Here is a 24828-nt window from a genome sequence, read left to right as displayed (position 1 = left end):
TGGTGGGTTCTCCGACCCAGGGGACTAGAAGGTCGACGGGGGCCGCACCGTGTTGGCCATGTCGACCAGGGCGTAGCGGTGGGCCTGGGTGGGTGCGGCGCGGGCCAGGGCGCGCAACGAGGCCTCCACCCCCAGCTGCAGCCCATGTTGGGTGAACGGGAATCCGAGGATGTGGTTGCTGCTGGCCTCGTGGTCGGTGATCCAGTCCATCGCGGTGCCCAGCACCAGGGCGCGCAACTGCAGCACCCGGGGCTCGGTGTCGGGCAGCGCCTCCACCCGGCGGGCGGCGTCGCGCAGCTGCTGTTCGGTGAGCTCCTTGCTCGAGCGCCCCGACAACAGGGTGACCGCGCTGGTCAGCCGTGCGGTGGTGAAGTGGCGGGAGGTGGGCGGCACCTGGTCGAGGGTGCGCACCGCCGCCTGGCGCTCGCCGGCCACCGACTGGGCCCGGGCCAACCCGAAACCGGCCGAGATGACGCCGTTGTCGGTGTTCCAGACCGTCTTGTAGAACTTCTCCTCGTCGGTGTTGCCGGCCAGCTCGGCGGTGGCCGCCAGGGCCAGCTTGGGCGCCAGCTCGCCGGGCAGTATGTCGAGGACCTCGGTGAAATGCTTGGTGGCCGAGTCGTAGTCGGCGCTCAGCAGCTCCGACACGGCGCGGAACCACACCAGCCGCCACGGCCAGCCGACGCGGGCGGCCAGGTCGTCGAGCTTGCGGGTGGCCTTGGCGACGTCACCGAGGTCAAGCAGTGCGCGCACCTCCATCAGCGGCAGCTCCACCGACTCGCTCAGGTCGATGCCCTCGGAGTCCAGCGCGCCGTGGCGGGCGGCGCGCAGCGAATCCAGTGTCTGCACCGGTGAGGACAGCACGGTGGCCGAGAGCACGGCGGCGCCGACGTCGGTGGGGTTGACCAGCGGCACCGGCAGCGCGGTGACGATCTCGGCGGCGGTCAGCTTCTCCGAGTGCGGCTGGCCGTCGAGGTACACATCGGTGTGGGCGATGAGCAGGTCCACCCCGAACGTCGAGCGTGACGGGCTGAACACCGCCGACAGGCCCGGGCGGGGCACCCCGGTGTCGACGGCCACCACCTCGCGCAGCACGCCGAGCAGCTGGGCCGACATCTCGTCGGCGCTGGCGAACCGGCGCCGCGGATCGGGGTCGATGGCCCGGCGCAGCAGCCGGGCGAAGCCGTCGTAGCGCTGCAACACCGGGTCGTCCTCGGGCAGTCCCGGCACGTAGCGGCCCCTGCGGGTGCGCATCTGCAGGGTCAGCGCGGCCAGGGTGCGTCCCACCGTGTAGATGTCGGTCTGCACGGTGGGACCCGTACGCACGATCTCGGGTGCCTGATAGCCCGGGGTGCCGTAGAGGTAGCCGTAGGAGTTGATCCGTGACACCGCGCCGAGGTCGATCAGCTTCAGCTGGTCGCCGGTGAGCATGATGTTCTCGGGCTTGAGGTCGTTGTAGCACAGGCCGATGGAGTGCAGATAGCCCAGCGCGGGCAGGATCTCCAGCATGTAGGCGATGGCCTGGCTCACCGGCAGACGCTGGCCCTTGGCCTGTTTGAGCGAGGTGCCGCCGACGTACTCCATCACGATGAACCCGACGGGTTCACCGTGTTTGTCGGAGTGTTCGACGAAGTTGAAGATCTTCACGATCGACGGGTGGGCGACCTCGGCCAGGAACTGGCGTTCGGCCATGGCGATGGCCTGCGCCTCGGCGTCGCCGGAGTGCACCAGGCCCTTGAGCACCACCGGGCGCTCGTTGACGTTGTGGTCGACGGCCAGGTAGATCCAGCCCAGCCCGCCGTGGGCGACGCAGCCCTTGATCTCGTACTGGTCGGCGACCATGTCGCCGGGCCCCAGCTGCGGCAGGAACGAATACGGGCTGCCGCAGTGCGGGCACCAGCCCTCCGAGAGCGCCCTGCCGTCCGGGCTGGAGCGGCCCACCGGCTTGCCGCAGTTCCAGCAGAACCGCTTGGACTCCGCGACGACGGGGTTGGTCATCAACGCCGAGAGCGGATCGATCTCGGGTACCCGCGGGATCTCCACCAGGCCGCCGCCGATGCGCCGCGTCGGGGCGATGGCGCGGGTCACCGTGGTGGTGTCGGTGGGTTCGGTGTCGACGGTGGGATGCGACAGCGGTTCGGAGTCGTCGAAATCGGGCCGGAAGATCGCCTGCGTGCCGACCGGGCGCTGGGTCGGCACCGAACCGGTTTCAGAGTCGGTTTCCGGGCCGGTTTCTGAGTCCGTTTCCGAGTCCGTTTCAGAGCCGTCTTCAGAGTCGGTCTCGGGGTCGAGCATGGATTCCGCCGGCTGGGTCCTCACGGCCGGTTGGGTGCCCGGTCCCTCGTCCGGGTCGTATTCGTCGTCGATCTGCGGTTCCCCCATGTGCGCGCCTAGTCCAGGTACCGGGCCGGGGGCGGAGACGGTGTCGGGCCGAGCACGGTCAGCCACTTGCGGTACAGCGTGTACCAGGTTCCGTCCCGGCGGATGCGCGCCAGGGTGCCGTTGACGAACCGCACCAACCCGGTGTTCTCCAGGTTGATCCCGATGCCGTAGGGCTCCTGCGCCATGCTCGGGCCGACGATGTGCAGGAACGGGTCCTGGGCGACGAGCCCGGCCAGGATCGTGTCGTCGGTGCTGATCGCGTCGACCTGGCGCTGCTGAATCGCCACCAGGCAGTCGGCCCAGGTCACCACCGACACGATGATCGGTGCCGGCGTGATCTCCTGGACCCGTTTGAGCGAGGTGGTGCCCTCCGCGACACACACCCGCCGGCCCGAGAGGTCGCTGGCCTGGCTGATCGCGGAGTCGCGCGGCACCAGGATCCGTTGGTAGGCCGTCAGATACACCGTGGAGAAGTTCACCAGCTTGCGGCGGGCGCAGGTGATGCTCATCGTCTTGACGACGATGTCGACCTGGTTGCGCTCCAGCGCATGGATGCGGTCACCCGAGGCCAGGATGCGGTACTCGACCTGCGACGGGGTCCCGAAGATGTCGCGGGCCACCTCGCCGGCGATGTCCACGTCGAATCCGGTGATGTCACCGGTGATGGGGTCGCGGAAGCTGAACAGGTTGCTGCCGATGTCGAGCCCGACGATCAGCCGGCCCCGGTTGCGGATGTTGGCCACCGCCGCGTCGGCCTCGGCCTTGGTGGGGAACGGGCGCAGGCTGGCCGTCAGGTTGCAGTCGCTGTTGTCGATCGGTGGCGGCGGTGGGCCTTCGGGCTTGATCTCCTGCATCCCCGCCGGCGTGGGCGGCGGCAGCGTCAGGCTGGGCACCACCGCCGTCGACTGCGACTGGGCGCACCCGGAGAGCACCGTGGCCAGCACCGCCAGCAGGCAGACCACGGTCCTGGCCGATGTCCGGAGGCGGGGCCGGGTGATGGTCATCGCGATCACCCGTACTCGCTCAACCGGGGCCACAGACCCAGGGCCACCGCGATCGCCGCGCCCAGCGAGAGCACCACCCCGCCGATGGTGGCGCCCGAGAGCACCCGGCGGGCGTTGAGGATGTCGTCGCGCAGCTGCTCGCGGCTCTCCTGGATGCCGCCGTCGAGTGCGGCCTCCAGCTTGTCGAAGGCCGGCGTCGAATCGTCCTCACCGGTGCCCAGCGCCACCTGGGTGGCGGCCTGATAGTTGCCCACCGAGATGTAGGCGTTGATCCGCTCGTCGGCGGCCCGCCAGCGGTCCAGCAGTGCGCTGGCGTTGGCCAGGTCGGACTTGTCGATCGCGTCGTCACGGGCCAGGTAGTCGGCGAGCTGCTGTTTCATGGTGTCGATGCGCTGGTAGTAGGACTGCTTGCGGACGTCCTCGTCGCCACGCCGAATCAACGACAGCGTCTCGTCGGCCCGGGCCTGCTGTGCCGTGATGGCGAGGTTGGTGACGGTTTTCAGTGATTCCGCCGCGGTGTTCTTGGCGCTGCGACTGCCCGCGGTGGAGATGGCCAGAGCCGTGCCCACCCATCCCACCATAATCGCGATGGCCAGCCCGCCCGCGACGAGACCGATGTTGACCCGGCGGCGTGTCCGGCGGGCCAGCCAGCGGTGCGCGAATGCCCCGAACACGATCGTCGTCGCGACGACGAGGATGACCGGCGCCGGGATGCGGGTGGACGCGGTGGTCTCGGCGTCCACCCGCGACGAGGTGTCCTGATACAACCGCTGCGCGTCGGGCAGGATGGTGCCCTGCATCAGCCCCGAGGCCTCCGACAGGTAGGACGAGCCGACCGGGTTGCCCGACCGGTTGTTGGTGCGTGCCGTCTCGATCAGGCCGGTGTAGACGGCCAGGTTGGCGTTGATCCGGCCCAGCAGTTCCTGCATCGATTCGTCGGTGAGCCCGCTGGAGGCCTGGGTGAGGGCGACCGCGGCGTCGGTGATCGCCTGTTCGTAGCGCTGCCGCACCGGCCTGGGCTCCACCCCGGCGATGAAGGCCGTCGCCGCGGCCGCGTCGGCGACCGACAGCGTGGTGTAGAGCCGGCCCGCGGCGAAGGACAGCGGCTCGGTGTGGTTGAGCACCGTGGTCAGCTGCTGCTGGCGCTGGTCGATGGTGGTGGACGTGGCGAAGGCGCTGGACACGCCGAGCGTGGCCAGGATGAACCCGATCAGCAGGATGCGGCCCGGGGTGGTCCACAGGAACCACCAGCGCGGGTGGGCGGGGCGGGTCGGCGACCGGGACGCCAGCGGCTCGGTCGACGGATGCGCCAGCTCAACCGTCACCTTGCGGACCTACCTTCGTGTCGTCCGGCTTGTTCCGACCTGTCCCACTCTATAAAGAGATTCTAAGAGCAATGGTGTGACGGATGTGGCGGATCGGGTTCGGCGGCGCGGCGTCCGTGCGGGCCCGCACGCGAAGCTGTGCACCTGCTTATCCTTGAGCGCGTGCGCGGTGACGGAGACGGGTGGGTGCTGTCCGACACCGGTGCGCACTTCTGGGGCCGGCACGGCGCGGCCGGGCTGCTGCTGCGGGCCCCGCACCCGGACGGATCGGCGGTGCTGCTGCAGCATCGGGCGCCGTGGAGCCACCAGGGCGGGACGTGGGGGCTGCCGGGGGGCGCCCGCGACAGTCACGAGACCCCGGAACAGGCCGCGGTGCGGGAGGCCCACGAGGAGGCCGGGCTGACCTCGGCCGCACTGACCGTGCGGGTCAGCGTCGTCACCGCCGAGGTGGTCGGCTCCGGGGGCACCCAGTGGACCTACACCACCGTCATCGCCGACGCGCCGGCGATGCTCGACACCGTTCCCAACCGGGAGAGCTCCGAGCTGCGCTGGGTGGCCGAGGACGAGGTCGCCGGGCTGCCGCTGCACCCCGGTTTCGCCGCCAGCTGGCCGCGGTTGCGCGAGGTGGCCGCGACTATCCCGCTGCTCGCAACGCTGCCGACAGACGACTAGCCGCCGCTCGCGGGTCCTCGGCCCCGGTGATGGCGCGGACCACCACCACGCGCCTGGCGCCGGCGGCCAGCACCTCCGGCAGCCGCTGCTCGTCGATCCCGCCGATGGCGAACCACGGCTTGGCGGTCTGCAGCGAGGCCGCGGCCCGCACCAGGTCAAGGCCGGGCGCGGGGCGGCCCGGTTTGGTCGGCGTCGGCCAGCACGGCCCCACGCAGAAGTAGTCGACCTCCTCGACCGTGGCGGTGCCCACCTGTTCGACATCGTGGGTGGAGCGGCCGATCACGACGCGGGCGCCGACGATGTCGCGCGCCACCTGCAGCGGCAGGTCGTCCTGGCCCAGGTGCAGCACATCGGCTCCGGCCGCGCGGGCGACGTCGGCGCGGTCGTTGGCGGCCACCAGGGCGCCGTGGCGGTGGGCCGCGTCGAGCAGGATCTCCAGCGCGGCCAGCTCCTGGCGGGCCTCCAGCTGCCCGAACCGCTGTTCGCCGACCGAGCCCTTGTCCCGCAGCTGAATGATGTCCACGCCGCCGGCCAGCGCGGCGTCGGCGAATTCGGCCAGGTCGCCGGTCTCGCGGCGGGCGTCGGTGCACAGGTAGAGACGTGCTCCGGCCAGGCGGTCCAGCGGCAGCGGCTCCGGGTGTCGAGTCACCCCGCGAGGGTACTGTGGAGGGCCGTACACACGGGAGTCCCGGGGAAACGGGACTGAGAGTGGGCACTCGTCTTCCGCGGAGTTCACGGAGTTTTCCGCGGGGAACAGGACACCGCCCTGACCGTTGCACCTGATCCGGGTCATGCCGGCGAAGGGAGGAAACCCATGACAGCGTCTCCGGCGCGGGCCACCCGGTCGCTGGCCGTCATCGGCGGCGGCGTCATCGGCCTGTCGGTGGCCCGCCGGGCCGCCCAACAGGGCTGGCGAGTGCGGGTGCACCGCAGCGACGAGCCCGGCGCCTCCTGGGTGGCCGGAGGCATGCTGGCCCCGCACAGTGAGGGCTGGCCGGGAGAGGACGCCCTGCTGCGGATCGGCCTGGAGTCGCTGCGGTTGTGGCGCCTCGAGGGGCCGGGCAGCTACCGCGACGGCCTGCCCGCCGAGGTGTTCACCGCCCACGAGTCGCTGGTGGTCGCCGTGGACCGGGCCGACGCCGCCGACCTGCGCACGGTGGCCGAGTGGCTGGCCGCCCAGGGCCACCCGGTCACCACGACCACCGCCGCCCGTGACATCGAACCCCTTCTGGCCCAGGGCATCCGGCACGGGTTCGCGGCCGGCACCGAGCTCGCCGTCGACAACCGGCTGGTTGTTCGCGCGTTGGCGGAGCACTGCGACCGGCTCGGCGTCGAATGGGCGCCGCCGGTCGCCGACCTCGCCGAGGCCGATGCCGATGCCGAGATGACCGTGATCGCCAACGGCGTCGACGCGCCGACGCTGTGGCCCGGCCTGCCGATCCGCCCGGTGAAGGGTGAGGTGCTGCGGCTGCGGTGGCGCAAGGGCTGCATGCCGCCGCCGCGGCGGGTGATCCGCGCCCGCGTCCACGGCAGGCAGGTGTACCTGGTGCCGCGCGGCGACGGCGTGGTGGTGGGGGCCACCCAGTACGAGCACGGACGCGACACCGCCGTCTCGGTCACCGGGGCGCGGGAACTGCTCGACGACGCCTGCGCGGTGGTTCCGGCGCTGGGCGAGTACGAGCTGGCCGAGTGCTCGGCGGGGCTGCGACCCATGACCCCGGACGGGGTCCCCTTGGTGGGGCGGCTGGATGAGCGGACACTGGTGGCCGCCGGCCACGGGCGGTCGGGCTTCCTGCTGGCCCCCTGGACCGCCGAGCGTGTGCTGGCGGAGCTGGTGGACGAACTGAGAACGGATGTGAAGGTCAGGACATGAGGGTGATCGTCAACGACGAGGAGATCCAGGTCGACGAGTCGACCTCGGTCGCCGCGCTGCTGGAGCGGCTCGGGTTCCCCGACAAGGGCATCGCCGTGGCCCTGAACTGGACGGTCATCCCGCGTTCGGACTGGGCGACGACCCTTCCCGAGGGTGCCCGCGTCGAGGTGGTCACGGCGGTGCAGGGTGGCTGACTCGATGCTGGAGATCGCCGGGCGCACCTTCGGATCGCGGCTGATCATGGGCACCGGGGGTGCCGCCAACCTGGCGGTGCTCGAGGAGGCGCTGGTGGCCTCCGGAACCGAACTGACCACCGTGGCGATGCGCCGGGTGGACGCCGAGGGCGGCACCGGGGTGCTGGATCTGCTCGGACGGCTCGGGATCACCCCGCTGCCCAACACCGCCGGCTGCCGGGGCGCCGCGGAGGCCGTGCTGACCGCGCAGCTCGCGCGCGAGGCGCTCGGCACGGACTGGGTCAAGCTGGAGGTGATCGCCGACGAGCGCACGCTGCTGCCCGATGCGGTCGAATTGGTCCGCGCCGCAGAGCAACTGGTCGACGACGGATTCGTCGTGCTGCCCTACACCACCGATGACCCGGTGCTGGCCCGGCGGCTGGAGGACACCGGGTGCGCGGCGGTGATGCCGTTGGGCTCCCCGATCGGGACCGGGCTGGGCATCGCCAACCCGCACAACATCGAGATGATCGTCGACCAGGCGGGGGTCCCGGTGATCCTCGACGCCGGGATCGGCACGGCCAGCGACGCCGCCCTGGCGATGGAACTGGGCTGCGACGCGGTACTGCTGGCCACCGCGGTCACCCGCTCGGCGGACCCGCCGGCGATGGCCGCCGCGATGGCCGCCGGGGTGACCGCCGGCTACCTGGCCCGGCACGCCGGCCGGATCCCCAAGCGGTTCTGGGCGCAGGCATCGAGCCCGACGGGAGCCGTCTCGGCCTCGTGACCCGGCACCGTTTCACCCGACACCACCGGAATGGCCGTGCCGGGGAGTCGGTGGTCACTCACCCGCGCCGAGCCCGATGACCCTGCGCACCGTGGCCAGGTTGCGCCCGGTGCCCTGCACCCCGAGCTCCCTGGCGATGGTGCGGGCGTCCAGATTCGACCGGCCCGCACCGGCGGCGTACCGGATGTGCAGGTCGCTGCCGAGCACGCGGGCCTCGTCGGCGCCGAACTCGCTCCGCTGCACCCGGGCCTCGAACGCCCGGACGGCCGGTTCCTCCGGGGTGCCGGTCAGGAAGTACACATAGGAGAAGCGGTCCTCGACGACCTCGAACGGATGGGCCTCCAGTGCGTCGCGCAGCTGCTCGGGGGTGCGGCTGATCACCTCCCGGAAGAACCCGTACTTCGTCTCGACCGCCGACTCCAGCGCCCGGTCGAACTCGTCGGCGTCACCGGGTGGGCTGCACAGCAGGTTCCCCGACGCGATGTAGGTCGAGACGTCGCGGGCGCCGAGCTCGGTGGCCAGCGCCCGCAGCCCGGCCATCGGCAATGTGGCGCCGCCGACGTTGACGGCGCGCAGGAACAGTACGCGTGAGGCCACCTCCCGAGTGTGCACGGTGCCGAACGCGCCGGCCCCGCGCCCCGGTCCTCTAGTCTGGGTGAAATGGTGCGCAGGACATGGACCGTCGGGTTGGCCGCCATGACGGTCGCGGTGTTGATGGCCGGGTGCGGTGGGTCGGCCCGGTCGGCCCAGCCGGCCGCGCCGACCGCCGCGCACCCCGAGGCGGCGAGCTACGCCGGCGATCTGCGCCAGCGGGTCGGCGTCGAGGCGATGATGGGCCACCTGCACACGCTGCAGGACATCGCCGACGCCAACGGCGGCACCCGGGCCGTGGAAACCCCCGGCTACCGGGCCAGCGTCGACTTCGTCGCCAACGCGTTGCGTGACAGGGGCTTCGACGTGCAGACCCCCGAGTTCACCTTCCGGGTCTCCGAGTCCGAGCCCGGCACGATCAGCGCCGGTGGGGCCCGGTACGAGGCGCGTCCGCTGCAATACACCGTCGGGACGTCCGGGGACGGTGTGCGCGGGCCGCTGGTGCCCGCCCCGGTCGAGGACACCCCCGGGTGCACGGCCTCGGACTACGACGGGCTGCCGGTGGCCGGTGCGGTGGTGCTCGTCGACCGCGGTACCTGCCCGTTCTCCGAGAAGCTGGCCGCCGCCGCCCAGCGCGGCGCCGCCGCGCTGATCATCGCCGACAACGTCGACGAGGAGACCATGGGCGGCACGCTGGGGGAGGACACCGAGGTCACGATCCCGGTGGTGTCGGTGACCAAGCCCGACGGTGCGGCGCTGCGCGGATACAGCGGAGCGGTCACCGTCGCGCTGAACGCCAGCGTCCGCGACGTGACCGCCCGGAACGTGATCGCCCAGACCAAGACCGGGTCCACCGAGAACGTGGTGATGGCCGGCGCCCACCTCGACAGCGTCCCCGAGGGGCCGGGCATCAACGACGACGGGTCCGGGGTCGCCGCCGTGCTGGAGACGGCGCTGCAGATGGGGCCCACCCCGCCGGTGCGCAACGCCGTGCGGTTCGCGTTCTGGGGCGCCGAGGAACTCGGGTTGGTGGGTTCGCGCAGCTATATCGAGACGCTGAGCGTCGAGGGGCTCAAGGACATCGCCCTGTACCTGAACTTCGACATGCTGGCCTCGCCGAACGCCGGGTATTTCACCTACGACGGCGACCAGTCCGCCCCCCGGGAGTCGGGTCAGCAGGTTCCGCGCGTCCCCGAGGGCTCGGCGGGTATCGAACGCACCCTGGTCGAATACCTGAATTCGGCGGGCAAGCCCGCCCAGGACACCGAATTCGACGGGCGCTCCGACTACGACGCCTTCACCCGGGCCGGTGTCCCCTCCGGCGGGTTGTTCGCCGGGGCGGAGCAGAAGAAGACGGCCGAACAGGCCCAGCTGTGGGGCGGACAGGCCGACGAACCCTACGACCCGAACTACCACAAGGCCGGCGACACCATCGACAACATCGACCAGGACTGCCTGGCGATCCAGGGCGGCGGGGTGGCCTTCGCGGTCGGCCTGTACGCCCAGGACCTCAGCGGACGCAACGGGATCCCGGACCGCGCTGACCGCACCCGGCACGCCATCAAGGAATCCTGACCGGTGAGCGGGACTACCCTGTGCAGGTGACGCTCCGTCCGCGCGCTGCCGGGTCCCTCGCCGCGGCCCTGTCGGCGCTGTTGCTGCTCACCTCCTGCGCCGCGGGGAACCACGGCGCCGAACCGCCCGAGCCGGCCATGAGTTTCGCCCGGCAGCTGGCCGCCGCGGTCAAGGTGGACGCCCTCGTCGAGCACCTGCAGCGGCTGCAGGCCATCGCCGACGAGCACCGCGGCACCCGCGCCGACGGCACCGCGGGCTTCGACGCCAGCGTCGACTACGTGGTGACGGCCCTGCGCAACAGGGGCTTTGACGTTCAGACACCGCAGTTCCAGCGGTTGGAGACGCTGCAGCCCGGGCATCCGAGGCTGACCGTCGGCGGCCGCACCTACGAGGTGGACCAGGCCTCGCTGCTGCTGCGGACACCGGCCGACGGGGTGCGCGGCAGGGTGCTCGTCCCGCGGAACAGTGCGGGCTGCTCACCGGCGGACTATCCGGGAACCCCGGGATCTGTCGCCCCCGGCGGAATCGCCGTCGTCGACGACACCGGGTGCTCGGTGGTCGCCAAGCACGACGCCGCCGTGGCCAGGGGGGCCGCCGCGCTGGTGGTGATCAGCGAGGGCGGCCGCAACGGCAGCCCACCCGGACTGTTCGGACACGGCTACTACGAGGGGATGACGATCCCCGTCGCGGTGGCCGGGCCGGAGGCCGGATCCGCGATGCGCCGCACCTCGGCGCCGGTGCGGCTGCTGCTGGACACCGAGGTCGTCAAGGTGGTCTCCCACAACGTGTTGGCCCAGACCAGAACCGGGTCACAACACGACGTGGTGGTCGTCGGCGCGCACCTGGACAGCGTGGCCGAGGGGCCGGGCATCAACGACGACGGTTCCGGGGTCGCCGCGGTGCTGGAGACCGCGCTGCAGCTGGGGCCGGCGCCGGAGACCGCCAACGCCGTGCGGTTCGCGTTCTGGGGTGCCGAGGAACGGCGCCTGGCCGGGTCGGTCGACTACGTCTTCGGCCTGAGCCGCACGGACCTCAACGACATCGCGCTCTACCTGAACTTCGACATGCTCGCCTCACCCAACGCCGGCTACTTCACCTACGACGGCGACCAGTCCGGGCCGGTCAGCCCGCAGGTCGACCCCGACGACGTCCCGGCCGGCTCGGCCGGCATCGAGCGGACCCTGGCCGGCTACCTCAACCTGGCGGGCCGGCGGCCCGCGGACATGCCGCTGGCCGCCGACACCGACTACAGCCCGTTCCTGACCGCGGGGGTGCCGATCGGCGGCGTGACCACCGGAGCGGACCAGACCATGACCAACACCCAGGCCCGGTTGTGGGACGGCACGGCCGGCCGGCCCTTCGACCCGAACTACCACACCGCCGGCGACGACGTCGCCGCGGTCAACCGCGAGGCGCTGGCGGTGACCGCCCCCGCGGCGGCGTTCGCGGTGGCCACCTATGCCCAGTCGATCGACGGCGTCAACGGGGTGCCGGCGCGCGACCGGCGGCACCGGGCTGCCTTGGCGCCCTGACGACATCAACCAACGACATCGTCGGTGGGCACCGCCTCGGGATGCCCGCCGCGCAGCAGCCCCAGCAGCCGCATGCCGTGGTAGACCAGCAGCGCCGCGATCGACCCGAGCGCGATGCCGGTGAACGTGAGACCGCCGATCTGCCAGGTGAAGTCGGCGATGCCGATGATCAGCGCGATGGCCGCGGTCATCTGGTTGATCGGCCGCGAGAAGTCGACGCGGTTGGTCAGCCAGATCCGCACGCCGAGCACACCGACCAGGCCGTAGAGCACCACCGTCGCACCGCCCAGCACCCCGGCGGGGATCGCCGAGATGGTCGCGCCCACCTTCGGGCACAGCGACAGCCCGATGGCGACGAGCCCGGCCACCCAGTACGCGGCCGTCGAATAGACGCGCGTGGCGGCCATCACGCCGATGTTCTCGGCGTAGGTGGTGGTGGCCGAGCCGCCGCCGACCCCGGCCAGCACCGTGGCCACGCCGTCGGCGGCCAGTGCGCGGCCGGTCACCGGGTCGGTGTCGGTGCCCGTCATCTGTCCGACCGACTTCACGTGCCCGATGTTCTCGGCGACCAGGGCGATCACCGCGGGCAGGAACATCGGCAGCACCGAGAGGGTGAAGGTCGGCGTCTGGAATTCGGGCAGGCCGATCCACGACGCGGCGCCGATCCCGGCGGTGTCCACCTCGCCGAGAACCAACGCCAGCAGATAGCCCAGCGCCACCGCCAGGAAGATGGCCAGGCGGCCCAGCAGGCCGCGGAAGAACGCCAGCGCGGCCACCAGCAGCACGAGGGTGACGATGCCGACCAGCGGGCCCTGCTCGAAGTTCGACTTGGCCGCCGGGGCCAGGTTGAATCCGATCAGTGCGACGATCGCTCCGGTGACCACCGGCGGCAGCACCAGGTCGATCCACCGCGTGCCCACCAGGTGCACCACCACACCGATGACCACGAGCAGCACCCCGACGGCGACGATGCCGGCCAGCGCGCCCCCGGGGCCGTCGGAGGCCGCCGCGGCGGTCACCGGGGCGATCACCGAGAAACTCGATCCCAGGTAGCTGGGCAGCCGGTTCCCGGTGATGACCAGGAACAGCAGGGTGCCCACCCCGGAGAACAACAGCGTGGTGGCGGGCGGAAACCCGGTGAGCACCGGGACCAGGAACGTCGCACCGAACATCGCGACCACGTGTTGGGCGCCGATCCCGATGGTCCGGGGCCAGCTCAGGCGCTCGTGCGGGGCGACCACGAAGTCCTCGTCGGTGCGGCTCGGCACCGGGATCCAACTCAGCGGCATCACGATTCCCGACTACACACCATGGCGGCCCGGCCCGCACCTCAAACGTCCTGCGAAATCGTGTTCCGAACACGGCGCGGGCCGAGATGTCAAAATCACCGGTGATGGCGGCGAGCGCGACGGAATGGGCACCCGGACTGGTCAGGCTGCGGCACTACCAGCGCCGGTGGCTGCGCGGCGACGTGCTGGCCGGGATCACCGTGGCCGCCTATCTGGTGCCCCAGGTGATGGCCTACGCCACCGTCGCGGGACTGCCGCCGGTGGCCGGACTGTGGGCGGCGCTGGTGCCGATGGCCGTCTACGCGCTGCTGGGATCCTCCCGGCAGCTGTCGGTGGGACCCGAGTCCACCACCGCGCTGATGACGGCCACTGCGCTGGCGCCGCTGGCCCTCGGCGACCCGGCACGCTATGCGGCCATGGCCGCGGTGCTGGCGCTGCTGGTCGGCGGGATGTGCCTGCTGGCGGGCCTGGCCCGGCTGGGATTCCTCGCCGATCTGCTGTCGCGCCCGGTGCTGATCGGCTACATGACCGGGGTCGCGGCCATCATGATCGGCGGGCAGTTGGGCAAGGTGACCGGCGTACCGGTCCGGGGCGAGGAGTTCGTCGACCAGGTCCGGTCCTTCGTCACCCAGATCGGGCAGTGGCACCCGCCGACGGTGTTGTTGTCGGCGGGAGTGCTGACCCTGCTGGTCGTCGTCTACCGGATCTTTCCGCGCTTCCCGGTGCCCCTGCTGGCGATGCTGCTGGCCGCCGGGGTGGTGATGGTGTTCGCCCTGGACGACAGCGGAATCCGTGTCGTCGGCCGGATCCCGCCCGGGCTGCCGGTCCCCGGGCTGCCCGACGTCGGCGCGGCCGATCTCGCCGCGCTGGTGATCCCGGCGATCGGGGTGGCGGTGGTGGCGTTCTCGGACAACACGCTGACCGCACGCACCTTCGCCGCGCGCAAGGGACAGAACATCGACGTCAACGCCGAGTTGCGGGCGTTGGGGGTGTGCAACCTGAGCGCCGGTGTCACCCAGGGCTTTCCGGTCAGCTCCAGCGGAAGCCGCACCGCGCTGGGCGACAGCGTGGGCAGCCGCACCCAGCTGTACTCGCTGGTGATGCTGGCCACGGTGGTGGCGGTGATGCTCGGCGGCCGCGGCCTGCTGGAGCACTTCCCGATGCCCGCGCTGGGGGCACTGGTCATCTATGCGGCGCTGAAACTGATCGACGTCGACGAGTTCGCCCGGCTGGCCCGGTTCCGCCGCAGCGAATTGGTGCTGGCGCTGGCCACCACGGTGGCGGTGCTGGCCCTGGGCGTGCTCTACGGGGTGCTGGTGGCGATCATGCTGTCGATCCTGGACGTACTGCGCCGCGTCGCGCGCCCCCACGACGGGGTGCTCGGCTACGTGCCGGGGCTGGCCGGTATGCACGACATCGACGACTACCCCGAGGCGATGCCGGTGCCCGGCCTGGTCGTCTACCGCTACGACGCACCGTTGTTCTTCGCCAACGCCGAGAACTTCCGCCAGCGCGCGCTGTCCGCGGTCGATCAGAGCCCCGTCCCGGTGGAATGGTTCGTGCTCAACTCCGAGGCCAACATCGACCCCGACATGACCGCGGTCGACGCCCTGGAGCAGTTGCGCCGAGAACTGACCTCCCGCGGCATCGTGTTCGCGATGGCCAGGGTCAAACAGGATCTGCGCGACGACCTGGAGGCCGGGGGATTCCTGCAGCGGGTCGGCGAGGACCGGATCTTCGCGACCCTGCCCACCGCGGTGGAGGCGTTCCGCAACCGGTAGCCGGTCAGGCCCGTCGCGCGCGCAACGCCGCCCGGATCCCGTACAGCGCGGCACCGGCGGCCAGCACCGCGGCGCCGGTGAGCACCGACCCCCGCGGCAGCGTCACCGCCAGCACGACACAACCGAACAGGCCCGCCACCGGGATGACCGAGCGCCGCAGGGACCAGGCCGAACAGTTGGCGATCGCGTAGTAGACCAACACCCCGAACGACGAGAACCCCAGGGCGGCGCGCAGATCGGCGGTGGCCGCCAGCACCGCCACCACGATCCCGACGGTCACCTCCACGGTGCGCGGCACACCCGAACCGGACACCGAGGCCAGCCGGGCGGGCAGATGGCCGTCGCGGGCCATCGCCAGCGCGGTCCGGGACACACCGAGGATCAGGGCCAGCAGGGCGCCCAGGGCGGCCAGGGCCGCACCCGCACGCACCACCGGGTCCAGCCCGTGCAGACCCACGGCGGCGACCGCGTCGGACAGCGGGGCCGCCGAACCCGCCAGCGCCTGAGCGCCCAGGGCGGCCAGCACCGCGACCGCCACCGCGGTGTAGACCACCAGGGTGATCCCCAGGGCCAGCGGGATCGCGGCCGGGATCACCCGCGCCGGGTCGCGGACCTCCTCGCCCAGCGTGGCGATGCGGGCGTAGCCGGCGAAGGCGAAGAACAGCAGTCCCGCGGCCTGCAGCACGCCGCCGGCGCCCACCTCGGCGAGCTGCAGGTGGGCGGGGTCGGCCCGTCCGGAGACCGCGATCGCCACGACGACCACCGCCAGCACCGCCAGCACGGCCACCACGATCAGCCGGGCGGTCAGCGCGGTGCGCTGAATACCGCTGCACGACAGCGCGGTGAGCGCGGCGACGGCCACCGCGGCGACCAGGTGCGCCTGCTGCGGCCACAGGTACAGGCCGGCGGTCAGAGCCATCGCCGCACACGAGGCAGTCTTGCCGACCACGAAGCTGAACCCGGCCAGGTATCCCCAGAACGGGCCCAGCCGTTCGCGCCCGTAGACGTAGGTGCCGCCGGACCGGGGGTAGCGGGCGGCCAGCCGCGCCGAGGACATGGCGTTGCAGTAGGCCACGACGGCCGCGACCCCGAGCGCGACCAGCAGGCCCGTCCCGGCGGCCGCGGCGGCGGGGGCGAAGGCGGCGAACACTCCCGCACCGATCATCGAGGAGAGGCCGACGGTGACGGCGTCGAGCAGTCCGAGCCGGCGCGACAGCGCGCCGGTCACTTCACGGCGGGGCTCACCCGTGCGATCGCGTCGATCACCATGCCCGGATTATCCAGGCTCACAAAGGTTCGCGCACCCGGCACCTCGATGAACTCGGAGTGGGGAAGGCCGCGGCCAGCCGGCGGCCGCGCTCTACGTGTCGCGGTCCGAGGACCCGCGCACCGCGCGCGAGGAGATGAACATCGTCTGTGACCGCCTCATCGACGGCATCGCGGGGTAGCACCGCCTGTCGAGACCTCGCCGGCCACCCGCCAGCCTGTCGTTGCCGTGCCGCTGCATCGGACTTCTCCTCGGTGGCTACAGGATCGGCGAAACCGCGCGGGAGGTCATGGCTGTCCGACTCGCGACACGGATCCGGTCAGATCAGCGGCTTGTTGCGCCGCACCCGCCGCCGGATGTCGGCGAGCAGCACATAACTGCCGCCCTGCCGGATGAACTGCGGCAGAAAACGGTTCACGAACGCCACCAGCAGGAACAGTCGCTCGAACCAGCGCTGGCGGCGGTCCGACCAGGTGACACCCAGCGCGTCGCGGAACACCGGGGCCAGGAACCCGGCGGTCAGGAAGCGCAGCAGCGGGCCGTTGAAGGGACGCAGCATCGGGTTGACCATCTTCAGCCCGATCAGATGGTGCAGGTAGTCGCGGACGGTGTCGTCCATCGCCACCCGCCGGCACGCCTGCTCCCAGTAGGTGTCGAAGGCGGCGCGGGTCGGGGGCCACTGATCCTCGGACACCTGCAGTGTCGTGCCCAGCGTGAACGCCGACCGGTAGAACTGTTCGGCCTGCTCCTCGGTCAACTCCCCGCGCAGCAGCTGATAGGTGTCCTCCAGGCCGACGAACAGGCAGGCCGCCACCCACATCTGCAGGTCCCGGTCGAACGCGTTGTACTTGACCGGGCTCGCCGGGGTCGAACGCACCTGCCGGTGCGCACCGTCGACGGCGGCGCGGTAGGCGGCGCGGTCCTCGTCGTTGCCGATGATGGCCACCGCCAGATAGCTGAACGTGGTGCGGGCGCGTTTCCACGGATGGTGCATCAGGCTTCCGGAGGTCACCGTGCTCTCCGCGACGCCGTGGCCGACCTCCGGCCAGGACAACTGCATCACCACGTTGGCCGCACCGGCGGCGAACGCCCAGAAGTCCATGGCATCGGCGGCGGTGACCTCGCGGTCGTCCCAGCGGGCGGTGCGCCGGGTGATCCGGATGCGGGTGCGCTGCAGATCCGTCGTCATGTCATGCACACATTCGAGAACACCAGCACCGGCCAGCACACGATCGAACCCAGGAACGACACCGCCAGGTCGACGCCCCTGAGTTGGTCGAGATGGTCGGTGTGGGTGAACGACCACACCACCCCGATCAGCAGGTACGGCGTACCCACGATGATGGCCAGTCCGATGAGCTCGGCGACGGTGAACTCATAGGCGAGCAACTGTCGGATCCTGGTGAGCATGCGCCTCCTTCCGAGGCGCTATGTTAATGGCTATTCTCGCCCGGTGGGGCCGAATGGCCGAGGACGTCAGCCGGCGTTGCGGGCGGCGTTGGCGCCCAGATACCCCAGGTAGCCCAGGATGCCGACGAGGGAGAACCTGCGCGTGCGACGGCTGAGCAACCCCAGGCCGAGCGCGGTTTCGATGCCGCCGTTGATGTACACGTACTGGCGGGTGCGGGTCGGGAAGGCGGCCGTGGTCAACGGCTCGTAGATGCCCGGTTTGACGAAATGCGACAAACCCGCGGCGGTGAGCAGCAGTCCCGCCACCCGCGGTGCACGGGAACCCCGGCAACCCTGGCAACCCTGTGGTGCGTCCGTCATCGCGGTCCTCGTTTCTGGTCAGGAGATGCGGTAGTCCGACAGCGGGAACCGCGAGGCCTCCCGGATCGCCCTGCGCATGCTCATCGGGCGCAGCAGGGTGGCCTCCCCGCTGGGGTTGAAATAGTACGACCGCGCCGAGGCGCAGTCGCCGTTGGTGAACAGCGAGTCGCCGAGCAGTTCGGTCATCCGGTCCAGATAGCGCGTATTGGCGTCCTCGGTGACCTCGAAGGTGGTCGCCTTGCGCCGCTGGACCTCGGTGAACAACCGGTCCATCAGCCGCATCTGGTACTCCATCGTGTTGAAGAAGTTCAACCCCAGGAAGGCGTACGGGCTGGCCAGCGACAGGAAGTTCGGGAACAGCGGCATCGAGATGCCCTGGTAGGCCTGGAACCGTGTGTCGCGCCACCACTTGCCCAGATTGCGGCCCTGGCGACCGATGACCTCGATCGCCGGGAAGTTCGCCTCCCACAGGTCGAAGCCGGTGGCCAGCACCAAGGTGTCGATGGCCGTCTTGGTGCCGTCGTTGGCCACGATGCCGTCGGGCTCGATCCGGGCGATCCCGGCGTCCTGCAGGTGCACGTGCGGCTTGGTGAACGTGCGGTAGTAGCTGTTGGAGAAGGTGGGGCGCTTGCACCCGAAGTCGTAGTCGGGGGTCAGCCGGGCGCGCAGATCCTTGTCGCGGATCGAGGCGAACCGGTGCATCTTGGCCAGATCGGAGGCCGCGATGTTGAACCGGCCCCGGAACACCTTGTTGTGCACCACACCGACATAGACCATGAACTCGTAGACGCCGTCGGTGACGGCGCGGATGGCGCGCTGCGTCAACGGCACCCGGGCGAAGAGCCGTTTGGCGCGCTCGGAGAACCGGACGTCGATCTTGGGCACCACCCAGATCGGGGTGCGCTGGTAGACGGTCAGGTCGGCGGCCGACTTGGCCAGTTCGGGAACGAGCTGGACCGCGGTGGCGCCGGTCCCGATCACGGCGATGCGGTCACCGGCGGGGTTGTAGGCGTCGTCCCAGGCGGTGGTGTGGATGATCCGCCCACCGAACTCGGTGATCCCGGGGATGTCGGGCATGTGCGGCTGCGAGAGGAACCCGGTCGCGGTGATCAGGTAGCGGGCGGCCAGCGTCTGGCCGTCGGCCAGCGTCACCCGCCACTGATCGGTCTCCTCGTCCCAGCGGGCGCTCTCGACGGTGGTGTTGAACCGCATGCGCCGGCGCAGGTCGTACTTGTCGGCGACGTCGGCGGCGTACTGCTTGATCTCCGTGCCGGTGGAGAACAGCCGCGACCAGTTCGGGTTGGGCTCGAAGAAGTACGAATAGGTGGTGGTCGGCACGTCGACGGCCAGGCCCGGATAGTGGTTGACGTGCCAGGTGCCGCCGAGGTCGTCCTCGCGGTCGAGGATGACGAAATCCCGGTAACCCAGCCGTGTGAGCTGGATGGCCGCGCCGATGCCGGCGAACCCGGCGCCGACGATCACGGCATCCAGTGGTGCTGCGGACATGGCAGCCAGACTACAACGACTTACTCGGCGGTAATATCAGCGTGTCGGCCCTAACTCTAGGGACCAAAGTCGCTGGTGTGGCCGCCGCGACCCGTCAATCCAGCAGGCGAATCGCGGCGTCGACCGCCAGCACCGGCACGTCCAGCGTCTTGGACCCCAGGTCGTGGCGCGCACCGGTGATCTCGACGATCTCGCTTGGCCCCCCGAGCAGCCCGGCCGCGGCGCGCAGCTCCTCGATGCTGCCGAACGGGTCGGCGGTGCCGTGGGTGAACACCGTCGGGACGGTGATCGCCGGCAGGTGTTCGGTGCGTGCGCGTTCCGGCTTGCCCGGCGGGTGCAGCGGATAGGAGAACAGGGTGAGCACGTCCGCGGCGGCCCCGCCCTGACCCCGGTCGGCGACCACCATCGAGGTCATCCGGCCGCCGTAGGAGTGCCCGCCGGCGATCACCGGGCCGAGCCCCGCCGCGCGGGCCGCCTGGATGGCCTCCCGGACACCGGCCTGATCGGAGGCCGCCGACCCCGAGGGTGGCCCCTTGGGGCGGCGCCGCCGGTAGGGCAGGTTGTAGCGCACCGCGAGCCAGCCGCGCCGGGCCCACTCGTCGCACAGGCGGATCAGCAGCGGCGATTCGCGGCTGCCGCCGGCGCCGTGGGTCAGCAGCACCACACCCGTCGGCGCGGCCTCGGGTTCGTGGGCGACGCCCGCGATCGCGTCAGGATTCATCGGGCAGGCCGGTCAACCGGAACAGCGCCGAAACCGGGCCGTGGCCGTGGCCCAGCGGATAGGCGGCCCGGATGCACGCGGTGACCCACTGTTTGGCGAACGCCACCGCGTCGGGCACCGAATAGCCGTGTGCCAGAGCGCAGCTGGTGGCCGCGGCCAGGGTGTCCCCGGCGCCGTGGTCGTCTCCGGTGTGCACCCTGGGTGCGGCGAACTCGTGGAAGTCGCTGCCGTCGAACAGCAGGTCCGGGCTCTGCGCCGAGGACCGCAGGTGGCCACCCTTGACGAGCACCCACCGCGGGCCCAGGGCGTGCAGCGCCCGCGCCGCCTCCCGCTGTGAGGACTCGTCGACCACCTCGATGTCCACCAGCAGCCGCACCTCGTCGAGGTTGGGCGTGATCAGCGTGGCCAGCGGGAACAGCCGGGTGCGCAGGGCGTCGAGCGCGCTGGGGTGCAGCAGCGGGTCGCCGTGCATGGAGGCGCACACCGGGTCGACGACCAGTGGGGCCGGGGCGCCGGGGCCGTCGAGGATCTCGGTGCGCCAGGTCGCGGCGATGGTCTCGATGATCTCCGAGGAGGCCAGCATCCCCGTCTTGGCCGCCTGGATGCCGATGTCGGAGGTGACCGCGGAGATCTGGCCGGCCACCACGTCGAGGGGGATCTCGTGAAAGCCCTTGACTCCCACAGAGTTCTGCACGGTGACCGCGGTCATGGCGACGCATCCGTGCAGGCCGAGCATCGCGAAGGTGCGCAGGTCGGCCTGGATGCCGGCGCCGCCGCCGGAATCGGACCCGGCGATGGTCATCACCCGCAGCGGCGTCTGCCCCGGCGGTGTCAACGGTAGGTAGTTCACGTGCTCAAGGGTAGATAGACCCGGTTGCCGTGCTCGGCGAACTCCGCGGATTTGGCGGCCATGCCCTGCTCGATCTGCTCGCCGTAGGTGTCGCGGATGTCCTGGGTGATGCGCATGGAGCAGAACTTCGGCCCGCACATGGAGCAGAAGTGCGCCGTCTTGGCCGGTTCGGCCGGCAGGGTCTCGTCGTGGAACTCCCGCGCGGTGTCGGGATCGAGGCTCAGCGCGAACTGGTCATGCCAGCGGAACTCGAACCGGGCCTTGCTCAGCGCGTCGTCGCGTTCCTGCGCGCGGGGATGGCACTTGGCCAGGTCGGCGGCGTGGGCGGCGATCTTGTAGGCGATCACGCCGTCCTTGACGTCCTGGCGGTTGGGCAGCCCGAGGTGCTCCTTGGGCGTGACGTAACACAGCATCGCGGTGCCGGCCTGGGCGATCATCGCCGCGCCGATCGCCGAGGTGATGTGGTCATAGGCCGGCGCGATGTCGGTGGTCAGCGGCCCCAGCGTGTAGAACGGCGCCTCGTCGCAGAGCTCCTCCTCCAGGCGCACGTTCTCGGCGATCTTGTGCATCGGCACGTGCCCGGGACCCTCGATCATCACCTGCACCCCATGGGATTTGGCGATCGCGGTCAGCTCACCGAGGGTGCGCAGCTCGGCGAACTGCGCCTCGTCGTTGGCGTCGGCGATCGAGCCCGGGCGCAGCCCGTCGCCCAGCGAGAACGTCACGTCGTAGCGCGCCAGGATCTCGCAGAGCTCGGCGAAGTGGGTGTACAGGAACGACTCGGTGTGATGCGCCAGGCACCAGGCCGCCATGATCGACCCGCCGCGGGAGACGATCCCGGTCACCCGGTTGACGGTCAACGGGATGTAGCGCAGCAGAACCCCGGCGTGCACCGTCATGTAGTCCACGCCCTGCTCGCACTGTTCGATCACGGTGTCGCGGTACATCTCCCACGTCAGCTTGGTGGGATCGCCGTTGACCTTCTCCAGGGCCTGGTAGATGGGCACCGTGCCGACGGGCACCGGGGAGTTGCGCAGGATCCACTCCCGGGTGGTGTGGATATCGCGCCCGGTGGACAGGTCCATGATGGTGTCGGCACCCCACCGGGTGGCCCACACCATCTTGTCGACCTCCTCGCCGATCGACGAAGTGACCGCCGAATTGCCGATGTTGGCATTGACTTTCACCGCGAAGGCCTTGCCGATGATCATCGGCTCGCTCTCGGGGTGGTGGTGGTTGGCCGGGATGACGGCACGGCCGCGGGCGACCTCGTCGCGTACGAGCTCGGCCGGCAGGCCCTCGCGCTCGGCGATGAACGCCATCTCGGCGGTGATCTCGCCGGCGCGGGCCCGCTGCAGCTGGGTGCCGCGGTCGCGCACCACCCCGGGCCGCGGCGGCAGGCCCGCGGTCAGGTCGATCACCGCGTCGGAATCGGTGTAGGGCCCAGAGGTGTCGTAGAGATCGAGGTGGTCGCCGTCGGACAGGTGCACCCGGCGAAACGGCACCCGATCCCCCTGCGCGGTGGTGCGGTAGAGCTTCGAGCTGCCCGCGATGGGGCCGGTGGTGACGGACTCGACGGAAACGGGCACAGCAGTCATGTTCACTCCCTACGCCGGCATGACCCGGACAGGTTCGTACGGTCGACGGCGCCTGTTCAGCCGTCCTCTCAGCGCACTCGGGCGTGCGCTCCCGTGGGTTACTGCACCCAACCTAGTGCAGGACCACCGGTTTGCAACACCCCTCCCTCGCCGAAATTCTGCTGAATTCGAAACTCACTGTCTCACTGTCGAAGTCGAACGCAACGCCGGCGACGCAGCGTTGAAGCAGGCGTCGGGCGGCGACGTTGACCGCGTCGATCTGCCCCATCACCACGGCTCCGTGCGGCAGCCGGGCCAGGGTCCAGAGCAGCCCGGCGCGTCCCAGGCCGCGTCGCTGCCAGGGCTCGGCGACGATCCCGGCCAGCTCGTATCCGTGCCGTCCCGCGCGGCAGCAGAAGGTCCCGCACGGTGTCCCGTCCACCAGGATCAGCGAGGCCACGTCGCGGCGACCCCGGGGCAGCGACCAGTCCACGTTCTCCGGGCGCGCCCGGGGATAGCCGAAACGCATCTTGAGGTCGTAGGCCGAACAGTGGGACTGCAGTTCGGCGACCCGGGCACGGTCGGCCGGCCCGCGGCCCAGCCGCCGGATCCGGATGGTGGTCGCCGATGTGGTGTCGTCCATGCGCCCATGCAACGGCGGCCGCCGGCGGGGGCGACAGGGCCACTTGGTGCCGGTGGCCCAGTCACACGGTGGCCGCGACCCGCTGGGTATAGGCGCGCCACGCCTCGGCCAGCGCATCCACCGCCCGCCGGAGCACCGCCTCGTCGGCCCAGCCCGACAGCCAGATCGCGTCGTGATGGGCGCCGTCCAGGCAGTACCCGGCGCCGGGGGAGACCACCACGCCGAATCGGCGCGCCACGTGGCTGAAGGTGGTGGTCTCGGGCACCGGCAGACGCACCCACAGGCCCGGGCCGGCGGCGGTGGCCTCGGGAATCCAGGCCGGCAGCTCGGCGGCCAGCAGCCCGCTCAGGAGGTGGCCGTCGTGGCGGCAGCGGGCGCGTCGATCCGCGAACCAGGCCGGCTCGGCGGCGGCGAGTAGCCGGGCGGCCAGCAGCTGCGAGGCCACCCCCGGTGGCCGGAAACCGGCCGGGGCGGTGAACGATGCCCGCAGGCCGTCGGGGATCCGGACCCAGCCGATGCCCAGGCCGGCCCAGAACAGCCGGTCCAGGTCGCCGACCGCCACCACCTGGTCGGAGAGCGCGGACAGCGGCGCGCCGTCCCCGGAATCGGCGGACAGCCAGGCGGTCTCGGACACCTCCTCGACGGCGATCGCGGGCCCGGTGCCCAGCAACTGGGCCAGGCGGCGGCGCCGGGGGTCGGTCAGCGGCACCGCGCGCGGGCCCGTGGTCGCCGACAGCAGCAGCACCGGCTCGGGGACACGGCGCTGCAGCCGCTGAACGGCGGTGACGTCGATGCCGAACGCGTCGGTGGAGACCGGGATCACCCGCGCGTCCCACCGGTCGCAGGCCCGCACGACGGCCCGGCCCGCCGGGCAGCCGGCCAGGACGTCACGGGCGTGCAGTCCCAGACCGTCCCGGAGCAGCGTCAGCGATTCGCTCGTGCCCGCGGTGATGAGCAGCTGTTCGGGGGTGGTCGGGACCCCGAGGCGATCACCGAGCCGGCGCGCCAGCGCTTCCCGCAGGGCGCGCAGGCCGACGGGGTCCGCGGCGGCGTCGAGGGGCGCCGTGGCGACGTCGACGGTGGTGACCGGGAGGTGGTCGGGTGACGGGGGACCGGCCAGCGACAGGTCGATCAGGTCGGGGTCGGGCTCGTCGACGGGGGCGGGTGGCCGGGACATCCGGCGTGGACGGGCCCGCACGAAGGTGCCCGAGCCGTGCAGCCGGCCCAGGATGCCCGCGGCGACCGACTCGTCGAAGGCGCGGACCACCGTGCCCCGGCTGACGCCCAGCAGGTCGGCGAGCACGCGTTCGGCGGGGACGCGCTGCCCGGCGGCGAGCAGACCGCCGTCGACGGCACCCTCGATGGCGTCCGCCAGGCGGCGGTAGCGCGGGCCGGGGCGGTCCGACCAACCCTCCAGCGCGACCGTCGACCACCACGCGTTCTGGTCCATTCGGTCATAGTGGCTCACAGTGGCACTGTATTGCCGGGCCCGGCGGGGGTTCAGTGACGA

23 protein-coding genes and 1 riboswitch are annotated in these 24828 nt (G+C 71.2%); of the genes, 7 read left to right on the top strand and 16 right to left on the bottom strand.

The features are described 5' to 3' along the window. Positions 1 to 24: 24 nt before the first annotated feature. The 3 genes from CSR00_RS14680 to glnX all read right to left on the bottom strand — a co-directional run bounded on the left by CSR00_RS14680 (position 25) and on the right by glnX (position 4711). Positions 25 to 2295 (bottom strand): serine/threonine-protein kinase PknG, encoded by a 2271-nt coding sequence (locus CSR00_RS14680; protein ID WP_099023165.1) that lies wholly within the window; start codon positions 2293 to 2295, stop codon positions 25 to 27. Between the two features lie 95 nt (positions 2296 to 2390). Next, a complete protein-coding gene (locus CSR00_RS14675; protein ID WP_099023164.1) occupies positions 2391 to 3386 on the bottom strand; it encodes a glutamate ABC transporter substrate-binding protein in 996 nt (331 codons plus the stop codon). A 5-nt stretch (positions 3387 to 3391) separates the two neighbouring features. Further along, a complete protein-coding gene (gene glnX / locus CSR00_RS14670; RefSeq protein WP_099023144.1) occupies positions 3392 to 4711 on the bottom strand; it encodes a protein kinase G-activating protein GlnX in 1320 nt (439 codons plus the stop codon). Positions 4712 to 4873: 162 nt separating this feature from the next. Here glnX and CSR00_RS14665 point away from each other — a divergent pair, with 162 nt between their 5' ends. Next, a complete protein-coding gene (locus tag CSR00_RS14665; RefSeq protein WP_099023143.1) occupies positions 4874 to 5383 on the top strand; it encodes an NUDIX hydrolase in 510 nt (169 codons plus the stop codon). Here the strand turns inward: CSR00_RS14665 and thiE are convergent. Next, a complete protein-coding gene (gene thiE / locus CSR00_RS14660) occupies positions 5346 to 6032 on the bottom strand; it encodes a thiamine phosphate synthase (RefSeq protein ID WP_328514713.1) in 687 nt (228 codons plus the stop codon). The two genes, CSR00_RS14665 and thiE, sit on opposite strands and share 38 nt — an antisense overlap. A gap of 165 nt (positions 6033 to 6197) precedes the next feature. Between thiE and thiO the strand changes: the two genes are divergently transcribed. The 3 genes from thiO to thiG are packed head-to-tail and all read left to right on the top strand — an operon-like array spanning position 6198 to position 8216. Next, entirely contained in the window at positions 6198 to 7256 is a 1059-nt protein-coding gene (gene thiO / locus CSR00_RS14655) for a glycine oxidase ThiO (RefSeq protein WP_099023162.1), read from the top strand. Further along, positions 7253 to 7450 carry a sulfur carrier protein ThiS gene (gene thiS / locus CSR00_RS14650; RefSeq protein WP_099023142.1) on the top strand — a complete coding sequence of 66 codons (198 nt, stop codon included), beginning with the start codon at positions 7253 to 7255 and terminating at the stop codon, positions 7448 to 7450. Before thiO ends, thiS begins: the two co-directional genes overlap by 4 nt. Continuing rightward, the gene (gene thiG, locus CSR00_RS14645) at positions 7443 to 8216 is read left to right on the top strand and encodes a thiazole synthase (RefSeq protein WP_099023141.1); all 774 of its coding nucleotides are present in this window, start codon (positions 7443 to 7445) and stop codon (positions 8214 to 8216) included. The genes thiS and thiG overlap by 8 nt, the downstream gene beginning before the upstream one ends. A gap of 54 nt (positions 8217 to 8270) precedes the next feature. On the opposite strand, the gene CSR00_RS14640 is transcribed toward thiG, so the two are convergent. Next, entirely contained in the window at positions 8271 to 8756 is a 486-nt protein-coding gene (locus CSR00_RS14640; protein WP_407662448.1) for a DUF1697 domain-containing protein, read from the bottom strand. 120 nt (positions 8757 to 8876) lie between these two features. On the opposite strand from CSR00_RS14640, the gene CSR00_RS14635 reads away from it, so the two are divergent. Further along, the gene (locus tag CSR00_RS14635; RefSeq protein ID WP_099023139.1) at positions 8877 to 10382 is read left to right on the top strand and encodes a M28 family metallopeptidase; all 1506 of its coding nucleotides are present in this window, start codon (positions 8877 to 8879) and stop codon (positions 10380 to 10382) included. A 26-nt stretch (positions 10383 to 10408) separates the two neighbouring features. Continuing rightward, the gene (locus CSR00_RS14630; RefSeq protein ID WP_407662446.1) at positions 10409 to 11914 is read left to right on the top strand and encodes a M28 family peptidase; all 1506 of its coding nucleotides are present in this window, start codon (positions 10409 to 10411) and stop codon (positions 11912 to 11914) included. Between the two features lie 5 nt (positions 11915 to 11919). Here CSR00_RS14630 and CSR00_RS14625 read toward each other — a convergent pair whose 3' ends face one another. Further along, positions 11920 to 13203 (bottom strand): uracil-xanthine permease family protein, encoded by a 1284-nt coding sequence (locus tag CSR00_RS14625; protein WP_407662445.1) that lies wholly within the window; start codon positions 13201 to 13203, stop codon positions 11920 to 11922. A gap of 104 nt (positions 13204 to 13307) precedes the next feature. Here CSR00_RS14625 and CSR00_RS14620 point away from each other — a divergent pair, with 104 nt between their 5' ends. Continuing rightward, positions 13308 to 14984 (top strand): SulP family inorganic anion transporter, encoded by a 1677-nt coding sequence (locus tag CSR00_RS14620; RefSeq protein WP_099023137.1) that lies wholly within the window; start codon positions 13308 to 13310, stop codon positions 14982 to 14984. 4 nt (positions 14985 to 14988) lie between these two features. On the opposite strand, the gene CSR00_RS14615 is transcribed toward CSR00_RS14620, so the two are convergent. From CSR00_RS14615 to CSR00_RS14570, 10 genes are all read right to left on the bottom strand, one after another. Beyond that, on the bottom strand, positions 14989 to 16212 hold the full coding sequence (locus CSR00_RS14615; RefSeq protein WP_099023136.1) for an APC family permease: 1224 nt from the start codon (positions 16210 to 16212) through the stop codon (positions 14989 to 14991). A 358-nt stretch (positions 16213 to 16570) separates the two neighbouring features. After that, the gene (locus CSR00_RS14610; protein WP_176562065.1) at positions 16571 to 17440 is read right to left on the bottom strand and encodes an oxygenase MpaB family protein; all 870 of its coding nucleotides are present in this window, start codon (positions 17438 to 17440) and stop codon (positions 16571 to 16573) included. After that, the gene (locus tag CSR00_RS14605; RefSeq protein WP_099023135.1) at positions 17437 to 17661 is read right to left on the bottom strand and encodes a hypothetical protein; all 225 of its coding nucleotides are present in this window, start codon (positions 17659 to 17661) and stop codon (positions 17437 to 17439) included. Before CSR00_RS14605 ends, CSR00_RS14610 begins: the two co-directional genes overlap by 4 nt. A gap of 66 nt (positions 17662 to 17727) precedes the next feature. After that, positions 17728 to 18021, bottom strand: coding sequence for a DoxX-related protein (locus CSR00_RS14600; protein WP_099023134.1), 294 nt, complete (start codon positions 18019 to 18021; stop codon positions 17728 to 17730). 18 nt (positions 18022 to 18039) lie between these two features. Next, positions 18040 to 19527 carry a flavin-containing monooxygenase gene (locus CSR00_RS14595; RefSeq protein WP_099023133.1) on the bottom strand — a complete coding sequence of 496 codons (1488 nt, stop codon included), beginning with the start codon at positions 19525 to 19527 and terminating at the stop codon, positions 18040 to 18042. A gap of 94 nt (positions 19528 to 19621) precedes the next feature. After that, complete coding sequence (locus CSR00_RS14590; RefSeq protein ID WP_099023132.1) at positions 19622 to 20248, bottom strand: alpha/beta hydrolase family protein; 627 nt, start codon at positions 20246 to 20248, stop codon at positions 19622 to 19624. After that, the gene (gene thiD / locus CSR00_RS14585) at positions 20238 to 21098 is read right to left on the bottom strand and encodes a bifunctional hydroxymethylpyrimidine kinase/phosphomethylpyrimidine kinase (protein WP_245906018.1); all 861 of its coding nucleotides are present in this window, start codon (positions 21096 to 21098) and stop codon (positions 20238 to 20240) included. Before thiD ends, CSR00_RS14590 begins: the two co-directional genes overlap by 11 nt. After that, positions 21095 to 22696: a phosphomethylpyrimidine synthase ThiC gene (gene thiC, locus CSR00_RS14580; protein ID WP_099023131.1), complete on the bottom strand. Its 1602-nt coding sequence runs from the start codon at positions 22694 to 22696 to the stop codon at positions 21095 to 21097. The genes thiD and thiC overlap by 4 nt, the downstream gene beginning before the upstream one ends. Beyond that, positions 22686 to 22801, bottom strand: a riboswitch (TPP riboswitch). Its footprint overlaps the gene before it by 11 nt. Positions 22802 to 22808: 7 nt before the next feature. Next, entirely contained in the window at positions 22809 to 23318 is a 510-nt protein-coding gene (locus CSR00_RS14575) for a GNAT family N-acetyltransferase (RefSeq protein ID WP_099023130.1), read from the bottom strand. Between the two features lie 61 nt (positions 23319 to 23379). Next, positions 23380 to 24786: an aminotransferase-like domain-containing protein gene (locus tag CSR00_RS14570; protein WP_218014486.1), complete on the bottom strand. Its 1407-nt coding sequence runs from the start codon at positions 24784 to 24786 to the stop codon at positions 23380 to 23382. Positions 24787 to 24828: the final 42 nt, after the last annotated feature.

This window comes from Mycolicibacterium palauense (genome assembly GCF_002592005.1).
In the GTDB taxonomy this organism is placed as follows: Bacteria; Actinomycetota; Actinomycetes; order Mycobacteriales; family Mycobacteriaceae; genus Mycobacterium; species Mycobacterium palauense.
This window is presented reverse-complemented; position numbering and strand designations above follow the sequence as displayed.

Excerpts from the sequence above, each read along its gene's own strand:
- CSR00_RS14680 (WP_099023165.1), bottom strand. The coding sequence starts at position 2,295 with ATGCTCGACCCCGAGACCGACTCTGAAGACGGCTCTGAAACGGACTCG.
- CSR00_RS14675 (WP_099023164.1), bottom strand. The coding sequence starts at position 3,386 with ATGACCATCACCCGGCCCCGCCTCCGGACATCGGCCAGGACCGTGGTC.
- thiO (WP_099023162.1), top strand. The coding sequence starts at position 6,198 with ATGACAGCGTCTCCGGCGCGGGCCACCCGGTCGCTGGCCGTCATCGGC.
- thiS (WP_099023142.1), top strand. The coding sequence starts at position 7,253 with ATGAGGGTGATCGTCAACGACGAGGAGATCCAGGTCGACGAGTCGACC.
- CSR00_RS14640 (WP_407662448.1), bottom strand. The coding sequence starts at position 8,756 with ATGGCCGGGCTGCGGGCGCTGGCCACCGAGCTCGGCGCCCGCGACGTC.
- CSR00_RS14635 (WP_099023139.1), top strand. The coding sequence starts at position 8,877 with ATGGTGCGCAGGACATGGACCGTCGGGTTGGCCGCCATGACGGTCGCG.
- CSR00_RS14625 (WP_407662445.1), bottom strand. The coding sequence starts at position 13,203 with ATGCCGCTGAGTTGGATCCCGGTGCCGAGCCGCACCGACGAGGACTTC.
- CSR00_RS14620 (WP_099023137.1), top strand. The coding sequence starts at position 13,308 with ATGGCGGCGAGCGCGACGGAATGGGCACCCGGACTGGTCAGGCTGCGG.
- CSR00_RS14610 (WP_176562065.1), bottom strand. The coding sequence starts at position 17,440 with ATGACGACGGATCTGCAGCGCACCCGCATCCGGATCACCCGGCGCACC.
- CSR00_RS14605 (WP_099023135.1), bottom strand. The coding sequence starts at position 17,661 with ATGCTCACCAGGATCCGACAGTTGCTCGCCTATGAGTTCACCGTCGCC.
- CSR00_RS14600 (WP_099023134.1), bottom strand. The coding sequence starts at position 18,021 with ATGACGGACGCACCACAGGGTTGCCAGGGTTGCCGGGGTTCCCGTGCA.
- CSR00_RS14595 (WP_099023133.1), bottom strand. The coding sequence starts at position 19,527 with ATGTCCGCAGCACCACTGGATGCCGTGATCGTCGGCGCCGGGTTCGCC.
- CSR00_RS14590 (WP_099023132.1), bottom strand. The coding sequence starts at position 20,248 with ATGAATCCTGACGCGATCGCGGGCGTCGCCCACGAACCCGAGGCCGCG.
- thiC (WP_099023131.1), bottom strand. The coding sequence starts at position 22,696 with ATGACTGCTGTGCCCGTTTCCGTCGAGTCCGTCACCACCGGCCCCATC.
- CSR00_RS14575 (WP_099023130.1), bottom strand. The coding sequence starts at position 23,318 with ATGGACGACACCACATCGGCGACCACCATCCGGATCCGGCGGCTGGGC.